This window comes from Hahella sp. KA22, assembly GCF_004135205.1.
GTDB lineage: Bacteria > Pseudomonadota > Gammaproteobacteria > Pseudomonadales > Oleiphilaceae > Hahella.
Window position 1 is genome coordinate 3,081,198 of record NZ_CP035490.1, and the last position, 19,140, is coordinate 3,100,337.

Annotated in this window: 13 protein-coding genes and 1 pseudogene; 9 read left to right on the plus strand and 5 right to left on the minus strand. The window is 54.6% G+C overall.

All coding sequences use genetic code 11. From position 1 onward, the window contains the following. Positions 1 to 221 precede the first annotated feature (221 nt). From EUZ85_RS13785 to tal, 6 genes and pseudogenes are all read left to right on the plus strand, one after another. Positions 222 to 1,727 carry a sugar ABC transporter ATP-binding protein gene (locus EUZ85_RS13785; protein ID WP_127969838.1) on the plus strand — a complete coding sequence of 502 codons (1,506 nt, stop codon included), beginning with the start codon at positions 222 to 224 and terminating at the stop codon, positions 1,725 to 1,727. 40 nt (positions 1,728 to 1,767) lie between these two features. Next, entirely contained in the window at positions 1,768 to 2,706 is a 939-nt protein-coding gene (locus tag EUZ85_RS13790) for an ABC transporter permease (RefSeq protein WP_127974469.1), read from the plus strand. A gap of 214 nt (positions 2,707 to 2,920) precedes the next feature. Then, positions 2,921 to 3,997: a zinc-binding dehydrogenase gene (locus EUZ85_RS13795; protein ID WP_127969839.1), complete on the plus strand. Its 1,077-nt coding sequence runs from the start codon at positions 2,921 to 2,923 to the stop codon at positions 3,995 to 3,997. 11 nt (positions 3,998 to 4,008) lie between these two features. After that, positions 4,009 to 4,743 (plus strand): annotated as a pseudogene (locus EUZ85_RS31630) (FGGY family carbohydrate kinase); the annotation flags it as partial. 48 nt (positions 4,744 to 4,791) lie between these two features. Further along, the gene (locus EUZ85_RS31635) at positions 4,792 to 5,559 is read left to right on the plus strand and encodes an FGGY-family carbohydrate kinase (RefSeq protein ID WP_305000046.1); all 768 of its coding nucleotides are present in this window, start codon (positions 4,792 to 4,794) and stop codon (positions 5,557 to 5,559) included. Between the two features lie 4 nt (positions 5,560 to 5,563). Continuing rightward, on the plus strand, positions 5,564 to 6,532 hold the full coding sequence (gene tal, locus EUZ85_RS13805; protein ID WP_127969840.1) for a transaldolase: 969 nt from the start codon (positions 5,564 to 5,566) through the stop codon (positions 6,530 to 6,532). Between the two features lie 304 nt (positions 6,533 to 6,836). Here tal and EUZ85_RS13810 read toward each other — a convergent pair whose 3' ends face one another. The 4 genes from EUZ85_RS13810 to EUZ85_RS13825 form a co-directional block, all read right to left on the minus strand. Then, positions 6,837 to 8,168: a cytochrome-c peroxidase gene (locus EUZ85_RS13810; protein WP_127969841.1), complete on the minus strand. Its 1,332-nt coding sequence runs from the start codon at positions 8,166 to 8,168 to the stop codon at positions 6,837 to 6,839. An 8-nt stretch (positions 8,169 to 8,176) separates the two neighbouring features. Then, complete coding sequence (locus tag EUZ85_RS13815) at positions 8,177 to 9,118, minus strand: FixH family protein (protein ID WP_127969842.1); 942 nt, start codon at positions 9,116 to 9,118, stop codon at positions 8,177 to 8,179. A gap of 208 nt (positions 9,119 to 9,326) precedes the next feature. After that, positions 9,327 to 11,465: a choice-of-anchor B family protein gene (locus tag EUZ85_RS13820; protein WP_127969843.1), complete on the minus strand. Its 2,139-nt coding sequence runs from the start codon at positions 11,463 to 11,465 to the stop codon at positions 9,327 to 9,329. Between the two features lie 537 nt (positions 11,466 to 12,002). Beyond that, positions 12,003 to 14,219: a M4 family metallopeptidase gene (locus EUZ85_RS13825; RefSeq protein WP_127969844.1), complete on the minus strand. Its 2,217-nt coding sequence runs from the start codon at positions 14,217 to 14,219 to the stop codon at positions 12,003 to 12,005. 1,147 nt (positions 14,220 to 15,366) lie between these two features. On the opposite strand from EUZ85_RS13825, the gene EUZ85_RS13830 reads away from it, so the two are divergent. Both EUZ85_RS13830 and EUZ85_RS13835 read left to right on the plus strand, forming a co-directional pair. Continuing rightward, entirely contained in the window at positions 15,367 to 15,684 is a 318-nt protein-coding gene (locus EUZ85_RS13830) for a 2Fe-2S iron-sulfur cluster-binding protein (protein ID WP_127969845.1), read from the plus strand. Between the two features lie 735 nt (positions 15,685 to 16,419). After that, a complete protein-coding gene (locus EUZ85_RS13835; RefSeq protein ID WP_256372774.1) occupies positions 16,420 to 17,370 on the plus strand; it encodes a LysR family transcriptional regulator in 951 nt (316 codons plus the stop codon). Positions 17,371 to 17,503: 133 nt separating this feature from the next. On the opposite strand, the gene EUZ85_RS13840 is transcribed toward EUZ85_RS13835, so the two are convergent. Next, positions 17,504 to 18,427 (minus strand): DMT family transporter, encoded by a 924-nt coding sequence (locus EUZ85_RS13840; protein ID WP_241567031.1) that lies wholly within the window; start codon positions 18,425 to 18,427, stop codon positions 17,504 to 17,506. 147 nt (positions 18,428 to 18,574) lie between these two features. Here EUZ85_RS13840 and EUZ85_RS13845 point away from each other — a divergent pair, with 147 nt between their 5' ends. Beyond that, positions 18,575 to 19,036 carry an Lrp/AsnC family transcriptional regulator gene (locus EUZ85_RS13845; protein ID WP_127969847.1) on the plus strand — a complete coding sequence of 154 codons (462 nt, stop codon included), beginning with the start codon at positions 18,575 to 18,577 and terminating at the stop codon, positions 19,034 to 19,036. Positions 19,037 to 19,140: the final 104 nt, after the last annotated feature.

The following is a 19,140-nucleotide window of genomic DNA, read 5'->3' on the forward strand; positions in this document are numbered from 1 at the left end:
AGGCGGATAGCGCCCTTCGACAGGCTCAGGGTGAACGGAGTGTGGTTGTTTCGCGTCTTCTTTGCATAGGCGTACGGCGTGAGCGTTTTTGCGTCGCCATACGAGGTTTCGGAAGTAACGCAGATCATATCGGTTTCTTGGGCGCAATCATGGCGTAACGCCATGCAGACGCGTTGGACGATGCGATTGGAAGTTAGGTCGTAATACTGGGTGTAAGAGTCATGAACAGTCTTCTTTCCCTTGAACATATCAGCAAAGGATTTCCCGGCGTACGCGCGCTCAACGATATCAGCTTTGAGCTGCAATCCGGGGAGATTCACGCTCTGTTGGGTGAAAACGGGGCAGGTAAATCCACCCTGATGAAAATTTTGTGCGGCGTCTACAAGCAGGACGCCGGACGTATTCTGATCGACGGCGCGCCAGTGGATTTCCGTCACTATCACGACGCCACTAACGCCGGCGTGGGCGTTATCTTTCAGGAATTCAGTCTGATTCCTTATCTCAATGCGGTGGAGAATATTTTTCTTGGCCGCGAACTGCGTAACTCTCTGGGCATGTTGCGTAAAAAGGACATGCGTCTTCAGGCGGAAAAAATCTGTCAGCGCCTGGATGTGGACATTGATCTGGACGCGCCGGTGGATCACCTGAGCGTGGCGGAACAACAGTTTGTAGAGATCGCAAAAGCCTTGTCCCTGGACGCCCGCATTCTGGTGCTGGACGAGCCCACCGCCACCCTGACGCCCAACGAGGCGGAGCATCTGTTTCGGGTGATGCGGGAGTTGAAGGCGCAAGGGGTGGGGATGGTGTTTATCTCCCATCACATGGAGGAGATTTACGAGATTTGCGACCGTATTACCGTGCTGCGCGATGGCGAAAAAATCGGTGATCGCGATGTCAGCGAAGTGGCGGTGGATGAGCTGCTGGAAATGATGGTGGGACGCAAAATCAGCAATAGCTTTCCAGAGAAAACGCCGTTGCAGGATAGCGGCGACATTGTCATCGACGCCCGCGCGATTCAACTGCATAAAAACGGTCCAGTGAACCGTTTTCAGGTGCGCAAGGGCGAGATTCTGGGCTTCGCCGGACTGGTGGGCTCCGGACGTACGGAGACGGCGCTTGCCATGATCGGCGCGCTGCCAACTTGTCGCAAAGATGTCAGCGTGGATGGTGAGCCCGTCGCCATGAAAACGCCGGCGGAAGCCCTGCGGCGCGGTATTGGTCTGTTGCCGGAAAGCCGTAAAAAAGAAGGGCTGATATTGCCGTTTTCCATTCGTGAGAACATCACCTTGAACAATCTCGCCAAAGTCGCTGGGGCAGGTTCTTTGATCGACCGCAAACGGGAGAGTGAAGTGGCGGAGACGCTGTCAGCGAAAGTGCGGGTGAAGGCGCCGGACTGCGAAACGCCGGTAGGCAACCTGAGCGGCGGCAATCAGCAGAAAGTGGTGATCGCGCGTTGGCTGAACAATGACTGCAAGGTGCTTATCTTCGACGAGCCGACGCGGGGCATCGATGTTGGCGCGAAAGCGGAAATCTATCGCCTGATGAAGCAACTGACCGCCCAGGGCGTCTCAATCATCATGATTTCTTCCGAATTGCCGGAAGTGGTGGGCGTGAGCGATCGCGTCGCAGTTTTTCGGCAGGGAAGCATCGTCAAGATTCTGGAAGGGGATGCGGTGAACTCCAATGAAATTATGCGCTATGCAACCGGAGGCGTAAAAGATGAATAAACTGACTGGTAGCGCCACGGCGAATGTAGAGGTGAATCTGATGCAAGGCTGGTTGAAAAAGTGGAGGAAGTCCCCCGCGTTCTATCCGTTGCTCGGCTTTATCGTGATATTCGTCGCGATGGCGCTGGCGAACGAGAACTTTTTGACTACCGCCAACCTGAGCAATGTGGCGCGGCAGGTGTCCATCAATGCGATTATCGCGGTAGGCATGACCTGCGCCATCCTGACTGGCGGCATCGACTTGTCTGTGGGACCGGTGATGGCGCTGTCCGGCACCATTACCGCCGGCTTGATCCTGGCGGGCTTTCCTCCGGAAGTCGCCGTGGTGGGCGGCTTGCTGGTAGGCGCGTTGTTTGGCGCGGGCAATGGCGCTTTCGTCGCCTACGCCAAGATGCCGCCAATTATTGTGACGCTGGCCACCATGGGCATCGCACGCGGATTGGCGTTGATCTATACCGGCGGATATCCGATTTCCGGCCTGCCTGACTCTTTCGCGGTGCTGGGGCGCGGCGAGGTTTTCGGCATTCAGGCGCCGATTCTGGTGATGGCGGCGGTGTATCTGGTCGCCTATGTTCTCCTCAACCACATGCCTTTTGGCCGCTACGTTTACGCGATAGGAGGCAACGAAGAAGCCGCGCGTCTGAGTGGGGTGAGGGTGCGGCGCTATAAGCTGGCGGTCTACACCATCAGCGGGTTTACTGCGGCGCTGGCGGGAATCGTGCTGACTTCTCGTCTGATGAGCGGACAACCCAATGCGGGCATCGGCTTTGAACTGGACGCCATTGCTGCGGTGGTGCTCGGCGGCGCGGCCATCGCCGGCGGCCGCGGGGCCATCATGGGGACGCTGATTGGCGCCATGATGCTGGGCGTGCTCAACAACGGACTCAATCTGATGGGCGTCTCGCCGTACATTCAAAACATCATCAAGGGCGGCATTATTCTGCTCGCCATATTTATCAGCAGAAGCCGGGACAAGTAGTTCCGGCCCGCTCTCGAAACTCGAAATCTTACAACACGAACAACAGCCATTATCAGCATGGCGATGATAGGAGCATGCTGATAATCAGGGGCATGGATGCGCCTGCGCGGCGGCAAGCCGCGGGAGACAGGGCCTGACACGTGCAGGCACTGTCGTTTCAGACAAATGGAAGGAAGCCATTTTTCTGCCAGATTAATAATATGGAGAATTCCGCATGTCTGCTTTACCTGAAATGATGACCGCGGTGGTCTGTCACGCTCCCAACGATTACCGCCTGGAACAACGCGCCCGCCCGATTGCGGGCCATGGTGAGCTGGTAATCAAAATCGAGGCCTGCGGTATTTGCGGCAGCGACTGCAAGGCCAGCTCCGGCGCGGATATGTTCTGGTGCGGCGATAACCCCTGGCTGAAAGCGCCGGTGATTCCCGGCCATGAATTCTATGGTCGCGTCGTCGAAATGGGGCCCGGCGCGGCGGAGCGCTTCAACGTCAAGCTCGGGGAGAAAGTGATCGCCGAGCAGATCGCGCCCTGTGAGCGTTGCCGTTTCTGCCGTTCCGGCAAGTACTGGATGTGTGAAGTGCACAATATCTTCGGCTTCCAGAAAGATGTCGCCGAGGGCGGCATGGCGGAATACATGCGCGTGCCCGCCAACGCCATCGTGCACAGTATTCCTGAGTCCGTCTCACTGGAGGATGCGGCGCTGATCGAGCCCATGGCCTGCGCGATTCACACCGTCAACCGGGCGGACATTCAGCTCGACGACGTGGTGGTGCTGGCGGGCGCGGGTCCGTTGGGGCTGTGCATGATCCAGGTCGCGCGATTGAAAACGCCGAAAAAACTGGTGGTCATCGACATGGTGGATGAGCGTCTGGAACTGGCGAAGGACTTTGGCGCGGACGTGGTATTGAATCCTTCCCGCGACGATATCGACGCGGCGATCAAAGGCATGACGGACGGCTATGGTTGTGATGTCTATATCGAAGCCACCGGCGCGCCGGCGGCGGTCACCCAGGGCTTGCGCATCATCCGTAAGCTGGGGCGTTTCGTTGAGTTCAGCGTCTTCGGCGCAGAAACCACCACCGACTGGTCCGTTATCGGCGACCGCAAGGAACTGGATATTCGCGGCGCGCATCTGGGGCCATACACCTATCCAGTGGCCATTGATCTGTTCGAGCGTGGACTGGTGACATCCCGAGGCATCGTCACGCATCAGCGCAAACTGGATGATTGGGAGAACGCCTTCAAACTGGCGTCTACCGCAGATTCCATCAAAGTGCTGTTGGTACCCTGAGGAGAGTCGTCATGAATTACGTCATCGGCGTCGATATCGGCACGCAGAGCGCCAAGGCGCTGTTGGTGGCGGCGGACGGCGCCATCATCGCCAAAGCGTCGCAGAGCTATCAAGTGGACACGCCGCGCCCCTTGTGGGCGGAGCAATGGCCGGATGTGTGGTTGCGGGCGGTGTACAAAACCGTAGCTGAATGCGTGGCGACTTCTGGAGTCGATCCCGCCAGCGTTCGCGGCATCTGCGTGAGCAGTCTTTATGGCGGCTCCGGCATTCCTGTGGATGCGGATATTAAACCGCTGCACCCCTGTCTGATCTGGATGGATCGTCGGGCCACCGCCGAGACGGAATGGGTTCGGGAGCATGTGGATGTGGCGCGATTGCAGGAGATTACCGGCAACGGCGTGGACAGCTACTACGGCTACACCAAAATATTGTGGCTGAAGGCCAACAAGCCGGCGGTCTGGCGTCAAACCCGCTATCTGCTGCCGCCCAACAGCTACGTCAATTACCATCTTACTGGCGAGCTGGCGGTGGATCACAGCTCCGCCGGCAATATTGGCGGCGTGTACGACCTGCAGCGTCGCCAATGATCGCAAGAAACGATGGATATGCTGGGCGTCGAGGCGGACAAAATGCCTGCACGATTGGTAGCGTCCGGGGACATTGTTGGGCGTCTCACGGCGGAAGCGGGAGCGCGGCTGGGTCTGCCCGCCGACATTCCGGTGGTGGCGGGCGGCGTCGACGCGGCCATGGCGACCTTGGCGGCGGGGGTGGTGGAGCCGGGTAACCATGTCGCCATGATCGGCACCAGCATGTGCTGGGGCTTTGTAAATCGGGAGACGGATGCGCGCAATGGCTTAATCAGCATGCCTTATGTAGCCAACAGCGAGCAGGACATCTACATTTTTGGAGGCGCTATCACCGCGGGCGCCTCCATCAGTTGGTTTCGGGAGCAGTTTTGCGAACAGGACCGGCAGGCGGCGCAAGCCCAGGGCGAAGTGGACGTTCATCAGTTAATGGAAAGAGACGCGGCGAAGACGCCTCCCGGCGCCAATGGACTGGTATTTCTGCCCTATCTGATGGGAGAGCGCAGTCCGATCTGGGACCCCAACGCTTCCGGCTCCTTCGTCGGGCTGACCTTGTATCACACCCGCGCGCATTTATATCGCTCCATTCTGGAAGGCTTGGCGTTTGCGCTGCGGCACAACATCGAATGCGGCAGGCAAGGGGCGGCGCGGCTGGACCCTGAGCTGATTGTCGTCGGCGGCGCGGCGCGCTCGGATTTATGGATGCAGATCATCGCAGACGTCACTGGATATCCGGTGCTCACGATCGAGCAGGATGTAGAAGCGCCGATTGGCGCCGCACTGCTGGCCGCGTTGGCGGGTGGATTAGTCGAGGACGTCGCCGCCATTCGCAACTGGATCAGCCTTACGCCCAGAGCCAAGCCTATTGCTGCTAATTCGGCGGTCTACGAGCGTATGTTCCAACAATACTGCGGGCTTTATCCAAAGCTGCGCGACGCCATGCACGACTTGAGAGCGGTAGCCCAAGAGAGAGAATAAAACGATGAAGAGCTTGTTGAATCAATTGCGCGATTACACCAAGGTCGTGGCCGACACGGGCGACCTGGAGGCGATTCGTCGCTTCGCGCCGGAAGACGCCACCACCAACCCTTCACTGGTGTTGAAAGCGGTGCAGTCCGGCGATTATGACGCCTCAGTGCGGCAAAGCGTGGCGCTGGCGCGCAGACTGAATCCTCATGACGAAGCAAGAGCCATTGAAACCGCTCAGGACAATCTGGTTGTGGCGATGGCGCAACGTATCCTGGATGCGACGCCGGGCAAAGTCTCCATTGAGGTCAGCGCCCGCTATTCCTACGACATCGACGCTACTGTCACCAAGGCGCGGGAGCTACGACGCCTGCTGAGTCAGGCGGGCGCGCCGGTGGAGCGGGTGTTGATAAAAATCGCCGCCACCTGGGAGGGCGCTCAGGCCGCGCGCATTCTTGAACGCGAAGGCGTCAACTGCAACCTGACGCTCATCTATAATCTGGCGCAGGCGCGGGCCTGTGCAGAGGCGGGGGCGTTTCTGGTGTCTCCCTTCGTTGGGCGCATTCTGGACTGGTACAAGCGCGCTGACCCCAACATGGATTATGCACCTGAGCAAGAGCCGGGGGTGCTGTCGGTGAAAGACATTTATCGCTACTACCGACGCTATGGTTACGCCACAGTCGTAATGGGCGCCAGTTTTCGCAATATCGGTGAAATAATCGCGCTGGCCGGATGTGATCGCCTCACTATCAGCCCCGCGTTACTGGAACAGCTGGCGGAAACGCATGGGACACTGCTGCCGGCGTTGTGTGACGATGGCGTGCGCGCCGCGCCTCCGGAGCCGCTGACGGAAAAAGAATTCCGCTGGTTGATGAGTGAAGACGCCATGGCGACGGAAAAACTGGCGGAGGGAATTCGTGGGTTTTATCAGGATCAACTAAAGCTGGAAGCGATGATTCGCGATCAATTGCGTGCAGAAGATTGATAACGCCCTGACAGTCTGTTGAGCCTGTGATACGTCAGTTATTAATCCGGCAGACAAATAGCTTCCTTCTATTTGTCTGCAACGACAGGGCCTGCACAGGTCAGGCCCTGTCTCCCGCGGCTTGTCGCCGCGCAGGCGCGTCCATGCGCCTGGTGATTAACATGCCAATATCATTGCCATGTTAATAACTTCTTAGTTGTCTGTATAGAAGGCTAACAAATGCCCTAAAAAAGCCGGATTACCGTATGGCGCGCTCGGTGAATCCGGCTCAGGCCTGAGCCGTTAAGGCCTGACTCTGGTCAGGCTATTTATTCGTAGAGGCCAGTCCGCTGGAGTCTCCGTTGGCTTCCAGGTTCGGGTCTCGCCACCATTTATCGTCCTTGGGCAAGGGCGAGGTCAACGACTCCAGAAACGCCACCAGTTGCGCCAGCTCTTCTTCCGTCAGGCCTAAGGGAATGATGTCGAAGTGCGGACGGCTGGGATGTTGTTCGCGGTCGTAATAGGGTGGTTTAGGCTTGTTGTAGTGCTGCACCACATCCAGCAGCGTCGCGAACTGTCCCGCCTGCATGTAAGGCGCGGTCGCCGCTACGTTACGCAGACTGGGCGTCTTGAATGCGCCGACCAGCTCCGGCCCCTGTTTCTTCAGAAACGCCATTTCCTCGCACTGTTCCAGCTCAGCGTCGCTGACGGGAGACAGACAGGTGAACTCGTTCTTGGTGAGGTCGTTGACGCCTTGAAAGCGACCCAGGTCGACCTGTTTTACGTCCGGCTCGGGCGCACCGATATTGTGAAACTCAAAGTTGGTGAACAACGGGCCGTTATGGCAACTGGCGCAGTTCGCCTTGCCCATGAAAAGACGCATGCCCTGAATTTCATCTGCGCTCATGACGGTCTTGAGTTTATCCTCGCCGGCTTTTTTCTCCAGCAGGTCAATAAACTGGTCGAAGCGGGCAGGGGGCAGCTTGAGCTTGCGCTCGTAGGCCATGATGGCTTTGCCCATGTTGGCGAACACCCGGTTGACCGCTTCCTGCTGGGCGGCGCTGAGTTGCGACCAGTTCTTCTCCGCGTCCCCGGCGACTTTAGGGCTGGCGGGAAGAGTCAGGCCGGAGACAGCGTCCAGATCATTGGCGTCGCCGAACAGTTTGACGTATTCCTCACGGTATTCCGTGGCCATGGCTTTGGCGGCGCTGGTGCGATCAAGACCGTGTTCGTTCTGATCCTCCATTGGCGACAGCGCCTGCGCCCACAGGCTGTCCGTGCGACCGTCCCAGAACTGCCAGGGGCCGTAGATGGCGCCGGGAATGGAGGGCGCGCTGCGACGGGTGGTTCCGATGGCTTGAGACTGCGGCAGGCCATCAGTGAAATACAGCTGCGGGTTATGGCACTGCGCACAGGAAACCTGTCCGTTTCCACTCAGGCTGCGGTCAAAGAAAAGCTTGCGGCCCAGCTCAGCGGCTTCTTCATTGTCCGCATATTTATTGCTGGGCGCGGTGGGCAGCTCGGGAAGAGCTGACAGGGAGAATCTGGCGATAAAGTCCCGGTCCGCATCAGTAAACTGGTAGACGTCCGAGGCGGCGACAGCGACGCTGGATATCGCCGCCAGCACGCCTGCCGCGATATGTTTGATCCTCAACATACAGCCCTCTAGAGTACGAGATTGAACACGATAGTGTCGGATTTGCCATGGGCGGTGATGTCAAACTGAATGACCCACCAGCCCGCCATCTGGAACTTGACGCCGTCCACTTTATACACGCCGGGAGCGGACTCCGCGGTAATGCGGGGTTGCGTCGGCAGACCGTGAACGTGGCCGGGCATATGGCCGGAGAATTCAATCTTGGCGTCGGTGATGGGTTCGCCGTTCATGTCCGACAGCAGGAAGTTCCACTTATGAATCTCGTTCAGTGGCGTCAGCGGCTCAGGCGAGCCTTCAGTGATAGGCTCAATATGCGCAAAGAAGTTGAGGTCACGGGACGCCTGGAAAGTGCGAATATCCAGGTCCGCCGGGGCCTGCTGTCCAGTCATCGCCGGGATTTCCAGGCTCATGGAGTCCGGCTTCACGGTTTCCGGCGTAGCGGTCATGCGGTTCAACATGGAGGGATGAACGCTGCGAATCTGTGTGTTGTGGGCGAGCATCTGGTTGTGAGAGCTCTGCAGGCGCATGGGGCCGGTCAGTTTCACCCAGTCGCTCCACTGCAGAATGAAGCCCTCTTCAATCAGCGCCAGGGCGTAATTCTTCAGATTGGAGCTGCTTTCACGCAGGTCTGCGCCCTGTTTCTGCCAAAGCTCCAACTGGCTGTTCAGCATATCGATTGACTGGCCAAAGGATTCTTTCTGCTTCTTATCTTTCAACGATCTTTCCACCACCCGCATTTCATTCACCTGTTTGCGGATGTGGCTGGCGTTGCGAAGAACGTTGACCGAGTTTTGCTCCAGGTCTTGCGCTTCGGTAAGCAGGCGACTGGCGACCTGCATGGATAAATTGGAGGTTTCAGTTTCGGGGGCGGGCGCCTGCGCGACGTCTTCAGCGGCGGCGATACCCGGCATTAGGGTGAGCAACAAAAAAACTTGGGCAATGTGTTTCATGAACAGTCCATCTTTATATATTCCCTTCAGTTCCCCTTTCTTGCTCTGCGGGGGCGATCTGCGTCGCCTTGGGGAAACTTCTCTGAAGAGCTTTTTATTTTAATTTAGGGTTCGGGGCTGGCGACGTCATTGCGCCGTCAAGTCCCGATATAAACGAAAACAGGGGCAAGTCTCCCCAACTTGCCCCTTTATCCGATCAGCCAATCAGTTAGAACTTGACGCCCCAACTGTTCAGCGTGCCCGTATCGCGTCTGGCCTGGTCCTTGACCCGAAGCTTCCACTGTCCTGCGGAGTCTTTAGCGCCGACGTCGACGCTGAAGGTCTGCTGGATGTTGTCAGCGGAGCCGCCAGTGCGGTTATGCAGGTTGAACACGGTTCCGTCCGGATGCAGCAGGTCCACCACCAGGTCGCCTTTATAGGTGTGGGTGATGTCCACAGTGACGCTGACTGTACCGGAAGCGCCGGAGCGGGTCACGTCAATCGGGCTGCTGATGCCGGTTCCGTTGTTATCCGGAATGGCGAATGGAGTGGTGTTCTCGTAGCTGTCTGGATCAGTAGGCGGCTCGCCGCCACTGCCGATTTCAACAGTGTAGTCTTCCACTTCACCGTAGTTGAAGGTTCCGCAAGGGCTGGGCGCTGCGTTGTAACGCATGGCCACGCGCATACGGGTTTTGCCTTCAGGCGCAGAAGCTGGAATGTTCAGAGAACCCGTCACCGGAGACGAGGAAGCGCTGCCGGAGCTGAACACTTCTTCACCGCTGTCTTCGAAGTCGCCATCGCCATTCAGGTCAACCCAGATCTTCCAGGACTCTTTGTAGGAGCTGCCGCTGAAAGAAGGAGTCAGAGTGACGCTGGTTTCACCGGCGGCCAGCGCCACAGTCATGTCAGTGAAGTCGCTGTACTTGGACGAACCGGAAGCATTGGCGAATTCGCCGACTTCCACTTTACCGATCCACTCTTCGCTGGCGTTGTTACCGGCGGCTTCACAGTAATCGCTTGGATCGGGATCTGGATCGGGGTTTCCAATCGCGTCCCAATCTGGTTTCACTGTGAACAGACCGTTACCAATGTCGCTCAGGATGATGTTGCCGCTGGCGAAGTAGGCGTAGTTACTCCATGTGCCGGAGAACTGCGCTGCGTTGGAGTTGGGGATCGTATCGAAGTACGCCACTTCCTCCAGGTTGCCGTTGGCGATATCGTCTGCGTTAAGAATGCGCAGACCCGCGCGGTAGTTGGTTTCGAACACATAACCGTCTTTGGTGTAAAGGTTGTGGTCGATCGCTTCGGTTGGGCCGACGTAACGTCCAAGCTCTACCGGATGCTGAAGGTCGCTCACGTCCCAGATATAAGACGTGGTGTTGATGCCGGAGTTTTGCTCATCCAGTTCATCGTTCATGATCAACACAGAGTGGTTGTCATCGATGAACCAGCCCTGGTGCGTATACTGCGAGCCCTGGTAAGGCGTACGCGAGATCTGCTGAGGGTTGCTCTTGTTGGAGACGTCTACGATGGTGATGGTGTCTTCGTTGTAGCCAACGCAGATTTCCTTACCGAAGTAGCGCGAATCCGGACCGTTGTACACCACGCACTGAGTGTCATGGGTATAACCGTCAGCTGAGAAACAGCCGGAGTAGGAAGGTGCAGTCGGGTTGGACACGTCCACCATGTACAGACCGCCGCTACACTGGTTGCTGCCCACGATGTAGGCGTAACCGGTTTCTTCGTTGATGGCGATGTTGTGCGCGTTGCCGAAACCGCCCAAATGCGCCGTTTCCGTCAGGGTGGAGCCTGGCGTCACGTTGCGCAGGGTGGTCAGGTCGAACACCTGCAGGCCATGAGTGCGGTTGCCGCTGCCGTCAGCGACGATGAACGCATGGTCATTGTAGGTCTTGATATCCCGCCAGGAGTCGGAGCCATTGTTGTGTGAAGGCAGGAAGCCCAGGTAAACCGGATTTTCCGCGTCTGTCACGTCAACAAAGGAGGTGCCGTTCTCGCGGCCGACAATAGCGATTTCCTTGCCGGTCTGCGGGTCGGTGTAACCCCAGATATCGTTCAGATTGGCGGAGCCGCCGCCCATATCGCCTTTTGGCAAAAACGACATCAGGTCAACGTTTTTGCAGGGGTAACCTGCAGCGCCGCCATTCTGGCATTCTGTGCTGGCGGTGAAGCTTGCGACCGGCGCCGACCCCTCATCGGCCATCATCGCACTCATCATTGGGCTTGGCGCGCCCTCGTTCGAATTGTCGTACTTAAAGCCGTCAGGAAACATGGCGCTGTGCCCCCAGGAATGGGAAGAGAGCAAGAGAGCGCTAGTCGCCGCTACAGCCTTTAAAGGAAGATTTTTCATCTTTATATTTCCTTATAACTCTGCGGTTTGAGTTTTATTAGTTCCGCTGAATTCCACTACCGACGAAGAAATGGTCATCGGGGAGAACATGACGTTATCCTTGTCTGTCGAGTACTGCGACTGGAGGCCCCAAACCCCTGTTCGGTCATCCACGTCACTCGCGTGAAATCACGCAATCTTCGCCACTACGGAAACGCCCTGTTATTGAATACGATCATTGGCTTCTGGCCTATATGTCGTTCGTCCTAATTCATCTCGGGCGTTCGTTCTAGCCGTGGCGAACCGGCTATTCAGCAATAATCGCACCATGCGCCGTTTCCCTGGAATCTGGCCTTGCGGTCAGCATCCGGACCGTGGCGGCGCTAAAACAGTGCGTTAATGCACCTTTTCGTAACACATTGATGTCACAATAGGTAACTTGAATTTACCAGTGTTAAATAAAATCGAAAATATCCGACGACTTGCGTCGCCGGATATTTACGCAGTCCGAGACTGCGGTCACATTTAAGGAATCAGATCAGACCTTGGGGGTCTGTCTTAGAACACCATTTTCCAGCTGTCGATGTAGCCAGTGTCGCGTCTTGCGCGGTCAGTGACTTTCAACTCCCAGGTACCGTCGACGTCTTTGCCGCCCAGATTTACGGTGTAGGTTTTGTTCAGATCATCCGCGCTGCCGCCGGAGCGGTTGTGCAGAGTTTGAACGCTACCGTCTGGACCGACCAGCTGAACAACCAGATCGCCGATGTAGGTGTGAACGATATTCACAGAGACTTCAACGGAGTTGGCTGTGCCGATTTCTTTCACTTCGATCGGGCTGGAAACGCCATTGGCGTCGTTGTCTGGAATCGCATAGTCATCAGTGTTTTCGAACTCGCCGCCGCCAGGATCGGTGTCGCCGTTAAAGTCGCCGACCAGGGTTACGCCGGAGTAGCTGGAGTAGCCGCGCAGCATGACATAGTAGTCGCCTTCGCTTGGCGCTTCGAAGGAGCACACTTCATCGTTGCCGTTTTTGTATGGACGGCAGTCGTAGCTGGAAGTGCTTGGCTTGGAGCCGAACTTGACGTACATGTCAGCGTCGCCACTGCCGCCGCTCATGGTGAAGACCAGATCGGTAGCGTCAGCTGGTACGCTCAGTTTGTAGTACTTCATTGAGCCCTGGTTGCCGGAAAGGCCTTCGATGGGCGTTGCTTTCTCCATGGTGATGACTTGATCGCCAGGATCAGTGCCGTCGCAGCTTACGCCAACTTGCTCGAACGCAGCGGTAACGTCGGCTTTGCTGTAGCCTTTGTCTTCCGCAGCGGACTCAACGCCGCAAGCGCCGTCGTTGAAGTTGGAGTTAGGCGTCCAGTAAGTCTGGTTGGCGCGCACGAATACCTCAAAAGCTTTCTTGGTGTCCCAGCCGCTAGTGGTGGCCAGAAGATAGAAGGCTTTGTTGTATACGCCGCTGCTGTGGTGCACGTCCAGGCCGTCATAGTAGTCGCTGGCGTGGCCGATAGAGCTGCCGTCACGTGGAGGGTTGTCCATGTAACGCAGACCGTCGCCGTTTTTCATGATGGCGGCGCCGACATAGAAGTCGTTTTCGCCGTGCATGAAGAACTCAGCCGCTTCGCCCGCCATGTCGGAGAACGCTTCGTTCATGCCGCCGGGCTGTCTTTCATAGACCAGGCCGGAGTTGAACTCGGTGAAGCCGTGAGAGACTTCGTGCGCGACCACGTTGATGTCAACCAGCGGGTAGAAGTAGCTGGCGCCATCGCCGAAGGTCATTTGGCTGCCGTCCCAGAATGCGTTCTCATAGCCATTGCTGTAGTGCACGCGCAGTTTCAGCTTGGTGTTGAGCGGGGAGGTGTTGAACCACTGGTTGTACATTTTGAACACTTCGATACCGAAGAAGTGCGCATCATTCAGTGGAGAGTAAGCGCCGTTGATTTCCTTGACGGTGTTTCTCGGGCAGGTGAACTGGTGGATGGACCCACCGGAAGTACCATGATTCAGGTTGATCGTTTCAACATTGGCGGTGCTCATACGGCATTGGGAATCGACTTCGAAAGTGGGGTAGTCGGTGCCGTACTCGTATTTTCCTGTTTTTTGGTTGCCCCCGGGACCAGTGGCTTCTTGATGCGCCAGGCCATCCCAGGTCTTGATCACGTCGCCGCTGTGAGCGTCGATGATGAAGAACGGACGCTTGGGATCAGGCGCGCCTTTGGTCGCTTCAGAGAAATAGTTGACGACGTAGACCAGTTTCGCCTGTTCGGATTCCTGGTCGAAGTAGATCATCAGCTCGGAGGACTCATTGCGATACTTCGGCGCATTCACAAAAGTGAAGCCGCTGTTGTTTTTCGCAATGTTCAGCGCTTCCTTGTCGGAAATGGTGGGGTTGGCTCCGGGTACGAAACCATTGTCCAGATCCGCTTGGATGCCCTGAATCAGGCCGCCGTTCATGTGGACCACTTCGTCGTTCGCATCGCGCACCATGATGATGTGTTCGCCGAAAACCTTCAGTCCATGATAGGTTTGCTGCAGTCTTTCATAGGTGCGGCCGTTCGCTTCGGTTCGGCTCGAAAGCTTGACTAGGCCATTCTCCCCTAACAGTCCCAAAGCAGCATCGTTGCTCAGGGAAGCCATAGATGAGCCAGACGCTAAGAATCCCGCGCTTTGTTGAGTGCGGAGATCTACGCGCTCCGCCGCCATTGTATGAGCGGAAGCGAGCGTAAGGCCTACTATCAAGGCATTAAGCTTAAAGTGTCGATCAGACATGCTAAAACTCCAGTTTTAATTATTTAACCGGGTCGAAGCATACTGGCGTTCAGCGAGAAGGAAGATATATACGAAAGGAAACGATATATAAAAAGATAGGCAAACGAAATAGAACAGGCTTTGGATATAAATACACCTGATCCAATAGGATCATTTCATGCTTTGGTAAAAGTATGAAATGCAGTGAAGTGACGGCAAATAAACTTCACATTCCATGTAAAAGTCATATAAGGCTTTTAGCAAACCCGTTTGTTATCTTTTTTACGCGCTAACCCTGTCGCGTTAGAGCTATCCATACACTGCACTTGGTAGCCCTTTAATTATCCGAATCGCCAAACATCCAAGTACAGTTCTTTCCCATCCTTGTTATGGGGACGCGCCACCCAGGTCACTCATACATCTGTTTGATGTGAGGGTTAACCCTCTGAATTCCCAGGCTTGGCGACAATCCGCCAACTTGATTACCGGAGTCGTTCCTTGATGCGATTTTTGTATGAGTTGGTATTTCCATTCGCATCGTTTGCTGACGCCGCGGCAAGCAAGTGGAAAAAATAGTAGGTTAAAAAATTACAATCTGTCAACGTTAATAAGGACTAGGATAATGGATTATCTATAGGTATTTTCCGTAGTGGTAAAAGCCTATGCCCATGCTCAAAACACAGGTTAAGTGGTTGATTCTTTCGGTTTTTACTGATGGCATTTAATAAACGGCATTAAGTTTTGAGAACTGCCGCTCATCTCGGTCGTCGCTCTCTTTGACATAAATATTTTATCTGCGTCGGTAAATATTACGGAGATGAAATAAAGGTTCTGTTTAAAAAATGGTTTCCTTCCATAGTTTCAATAGAAGAAACGTATAGTGAGAATTTGGAAAAAGCGCGCTTTACTTGCTTTTATATAAGCGAATTAATTGTATATCGATGGCTCGGTATTAAACCGAATGGGACAATTCTCGCTTCAAAATTGGGACAATGTTTCCCTGTTATGGCGCTATCCGGGTTCGGAGAAATTGTTAGAATCCCCAAAAAACGCAGGAAAAATACCTGCCTTTCACATGACGATGCGAGTCAGGGCGTAACAGGGTCGACTGTGCGGCGGATGTCTCCGCGCGGTGGGAAGTAAAGACAAGACAGGGTGATAGTGGAGCATGGGAACGATAAACGTGAAGGATCTGCAAGGCGCGGAAGTAAAAATCCAGGCGGTTGAGGGATACTCTCTCATGGAGCTGTTGCGAGACAACGGCTTTGAGATGGCCGCCATTTGCGGAGGCGCCTGCATTTGCGGCACCTGTCATGTTCATGTGCGCGGGGAGAACGCACGCCACTTGCCCGAACCTGCTTATGATGAAGCCGAACTGCTGGAAACCAAGCCTGATTACATTGAAGGAGTGTCGCGGTTGGCGTGCCAGATAAACTATGCGGAAGACCTGGATGGTCTGATGTTGGAGTTAACGGAAGATAACTGATAGACGCATTAATTTCTCCTGCAGGGAAGTCAAAAGGCGGGAGACACGCAAGCGGTTAAGGCCTGTTTATCCGGCGCGGCGACTTAATCGTTTTATTTTTCGCGACGACGTGTCTGCGGAACAAAACCCGCCGCCGCGCATCCAATCCTCTAAATCTCTTCACGTATAAATGTCCTCATCTGGATGCACTGAATGTGGGCGTTTCATCTAAGTCGAAACTTGTAGGACAATAGGGTTAAGTTATGGTGACGGAAGCACTTTTTAAAAAAATATCCCGGTTTAGGCTAAAGGTTTATTTAAAGCTTCATCGAATCAGTTTACATTCTGTTCTCAGGATGAATGCTCACTCCACAAAACATCAAAAAATACTGAATAACTATTACAATCCCTGGAACTAATAAGAACCGGGTTTGCCGGTTCATGACACCCTGAATTTCCGTGCGCGAACGTGATGCGTTCTCAGCCGGAGGCGGCGCTCTTTGCGGTTCAGCGGTAAGGCGTTGCGACTGAGAGGGTTCACCAAATGTGAATATTTAACAGCACAGACGGTAGAACCTGTTTATAACTAAGAAGATGGATCATCAGCTGTTGGAATAGGTTGCAGTTTAGTTGAAAAGACGTTGGTCGCAGGACCGACTGACCGGTAGCTGGAGGCCAGACGCCGGGCGTTAATAAAACTAAGAAAATAAGCTTTTCATTATAGTTAGGGATGAATGCACTATGGATCTTAACAGTATGTGTATTTTTACCAAGGTCGCGGAAACTAAGAGCATTACTTCCGCAAGTCAGATGCTTGGTATAAGTAAACAAACCATCAGTCGTAAAATTATTCAATTGGAGGAATCTTTAGGCGTTTGCCTGATAAGGAGAACCACTCGTAACTTTGAATTGACCACCGCCGGTCAAGCGTATTTCCAATATTGCACCTGTATAGTGCAGCAGGCGGAGGAGGCCAATGCGATGGTCAAATCCCTGCAAAGCACTCCGGTAGGTGAAATTAAAGTCAGTATGCCCCTGGCGTTTAATAACAATAACGCCATGTCGAAATTGTTCACCAATTTCCTCAAGAAAACCCCGCAAGTAAAAATCGATATTCATCTGAGCAATCGTCGCACCTGTCTGATCAGTGAAGGAATAGACATGGCGTTCCGGCTGGGGCCATTGGTGGATTCGACCATGATTGCGCGCGGACTTGGCGTATTGACCTTTACTTATGTGGCGAGCCCGGAATATGTGGAAATGAACGGACTGCCTGATAATCCCAATGAGGTCATCAATCACACCATTATCGCCATGCATGACTGCAAGCTTCTGGATGATTTCCGGATCAATGAGAAGATTGGCGATCGCGTGCAGATAAATGACTTTTCATTGGCGAAACAAATGGCGATGGACGGCTTTGGTATTGCCGTGCTGCCGGTGTTTATGTGCGTGGATGAAATTAGAGAAGGCATTCTGATCCCCATTCAGAAAGAATGCTTCCAACCCACGCGGCATCTCAACCTGGTGTACACCCAATCCCGTCACCAGCCCGCCCACGTCAGGAAGTTCATTAACCACGTTGTAGAGGAAACCCGCCCAATACCTCCCTGGGAAATATATGTCGACGATGTTTTCCCATCCCCCCATACCATGATTCCCCCGCATAAGAATGTCGACAGAGAACCGTTGCTGATGCAGAAATAGTCAAAAGTAAGTAGCGCGCCCGGAGCTTTCCGATATTGTCCCCTTTGGAGATATCGGAAAGCTCGCTCTTTTGAATTGTTTTGTCTGCGTCGGATTTTTCACAGCGTTGGAATTAGCGGATGGAGGGCTCTGTTTAAGAGCCTGTCGTTATAATTCTGGACGCTCTCCGCCAGTTGAATAACCCTAATGACGTCAGCAATCCCAATATGACCAGAGAGACGCCGATATATTCGGCGGAGCTTGGCGTTTCGCCGAGTATTAGGTCGCCGAAAAGTACTGCCAGGCCGGGCGCCAGAGACGTGAAGACGGCGGCTTGCGCAGCGCCCAGGATGGAGATGGATTTGGTATAGCACACCAGAGCGATGGCGGCGGCGAGGACGCCCTGGAATACGCCTTGAACCAGTAATTCCTGACCGCTTGCCTGAAGAAGGTGAGGCTCACCGAACGCCAGATAGGCGGGGACATATATCAGCATGGATAGAACGGATACGATGGCCGCTCCGGATACTGGCGCAACATTGTAGCGCTTGCTATTAAGCGTGTAGGAGGCCCACAGGAAACCGGACAGGACGAACACCAAGTCGCCAATCCAGGCGTTAGCGAGTGCGTCCGATGAGGTAGTGACGCTCCGATAGCCAATACTCATGATGCCCAAGCCGATCAGCAAAAAACCGATCCAGCGCTGGGAAGAGGGGCGATCGCCCAATAACAGCACGCTGCCCACTGTGGCGAACAAAAAGGCGCAACCGGAAATAATGACTCCGCCATGACTTGCGGGCGCTAAAGTGAGACCGCCAACGCTGATCAAAACATAGGGCGCGCCGGCGCCGGTGGTGAGGATCAGCGCCTGTCTCCAGGTCAGGCCACCCAAACCCGACTTGATGACCCAAGGCAGAAAAATCACGCCAGCTACAATAAAGCGAATGGCGGCCACATCGTAGGCGGTTAAAGTCTGCTGTACGCCCAAGCGGGAAATAACCGGCCAGATACCCCAAATCAATGCCGCCAGGACGCCCATGGCGATGCCTTGTCCAATACGAGCCCGCTCAACTGTCACGATTCACCTACTGCTATTTGAAACTTTTAATTGCTGAATGCCAGAGCGACATTTTAGGAGTAGGAGGATGAAGAATTTCTGCGTATTTATGATTTAGAATGTCGGAAATCTGCTTATTTTCATAATAAACGCATAAAAGAGGCGAAAATGAACGCACTGGACTCGTTTGACGTCGTATTACTCAAAGCACTGCAGGAAGACTGCCAGCAAACCTCCCAACAACTGGCGGAGACGATCGGCCTATCGCCCACGGCGATCCAGCGTCGCATTAAGAGATTGAGAGAGCAGGGGATTATTCACAAGGAAGTGGCGATTCTGAACTCGCAACTGCTGGGTGACAGAATGACCGTTATCATTCAGGTAATTCTGGAAAAAGGCGGACCACGGATCGTCGACGCCTTCAAACGTCGCGTCATCAAATTCCCGGAAGTGCAGCAATGCTACTACGTAGCAGGGGAATTCGACTTCGTATTAATCGTCAATGTGGCCAACATCACCGAATACGATCTACTCACCCGCAAACTGTTTCCGGACGACATGAAGATCAGTAAGTTCTACACCATCATCGCCATCGAAGCGGTAAAAGCCGACTTGAGTTTGCCGTTGTGAGTTTTTGTTGGGTTTGGCGCAGAGGGTTCTCAAAATGCAGTCACTGAGAAAATGCATGTAAGCAAACTTGTAGCTCACCGGATGTCAGTAATCCGAAATGAAGG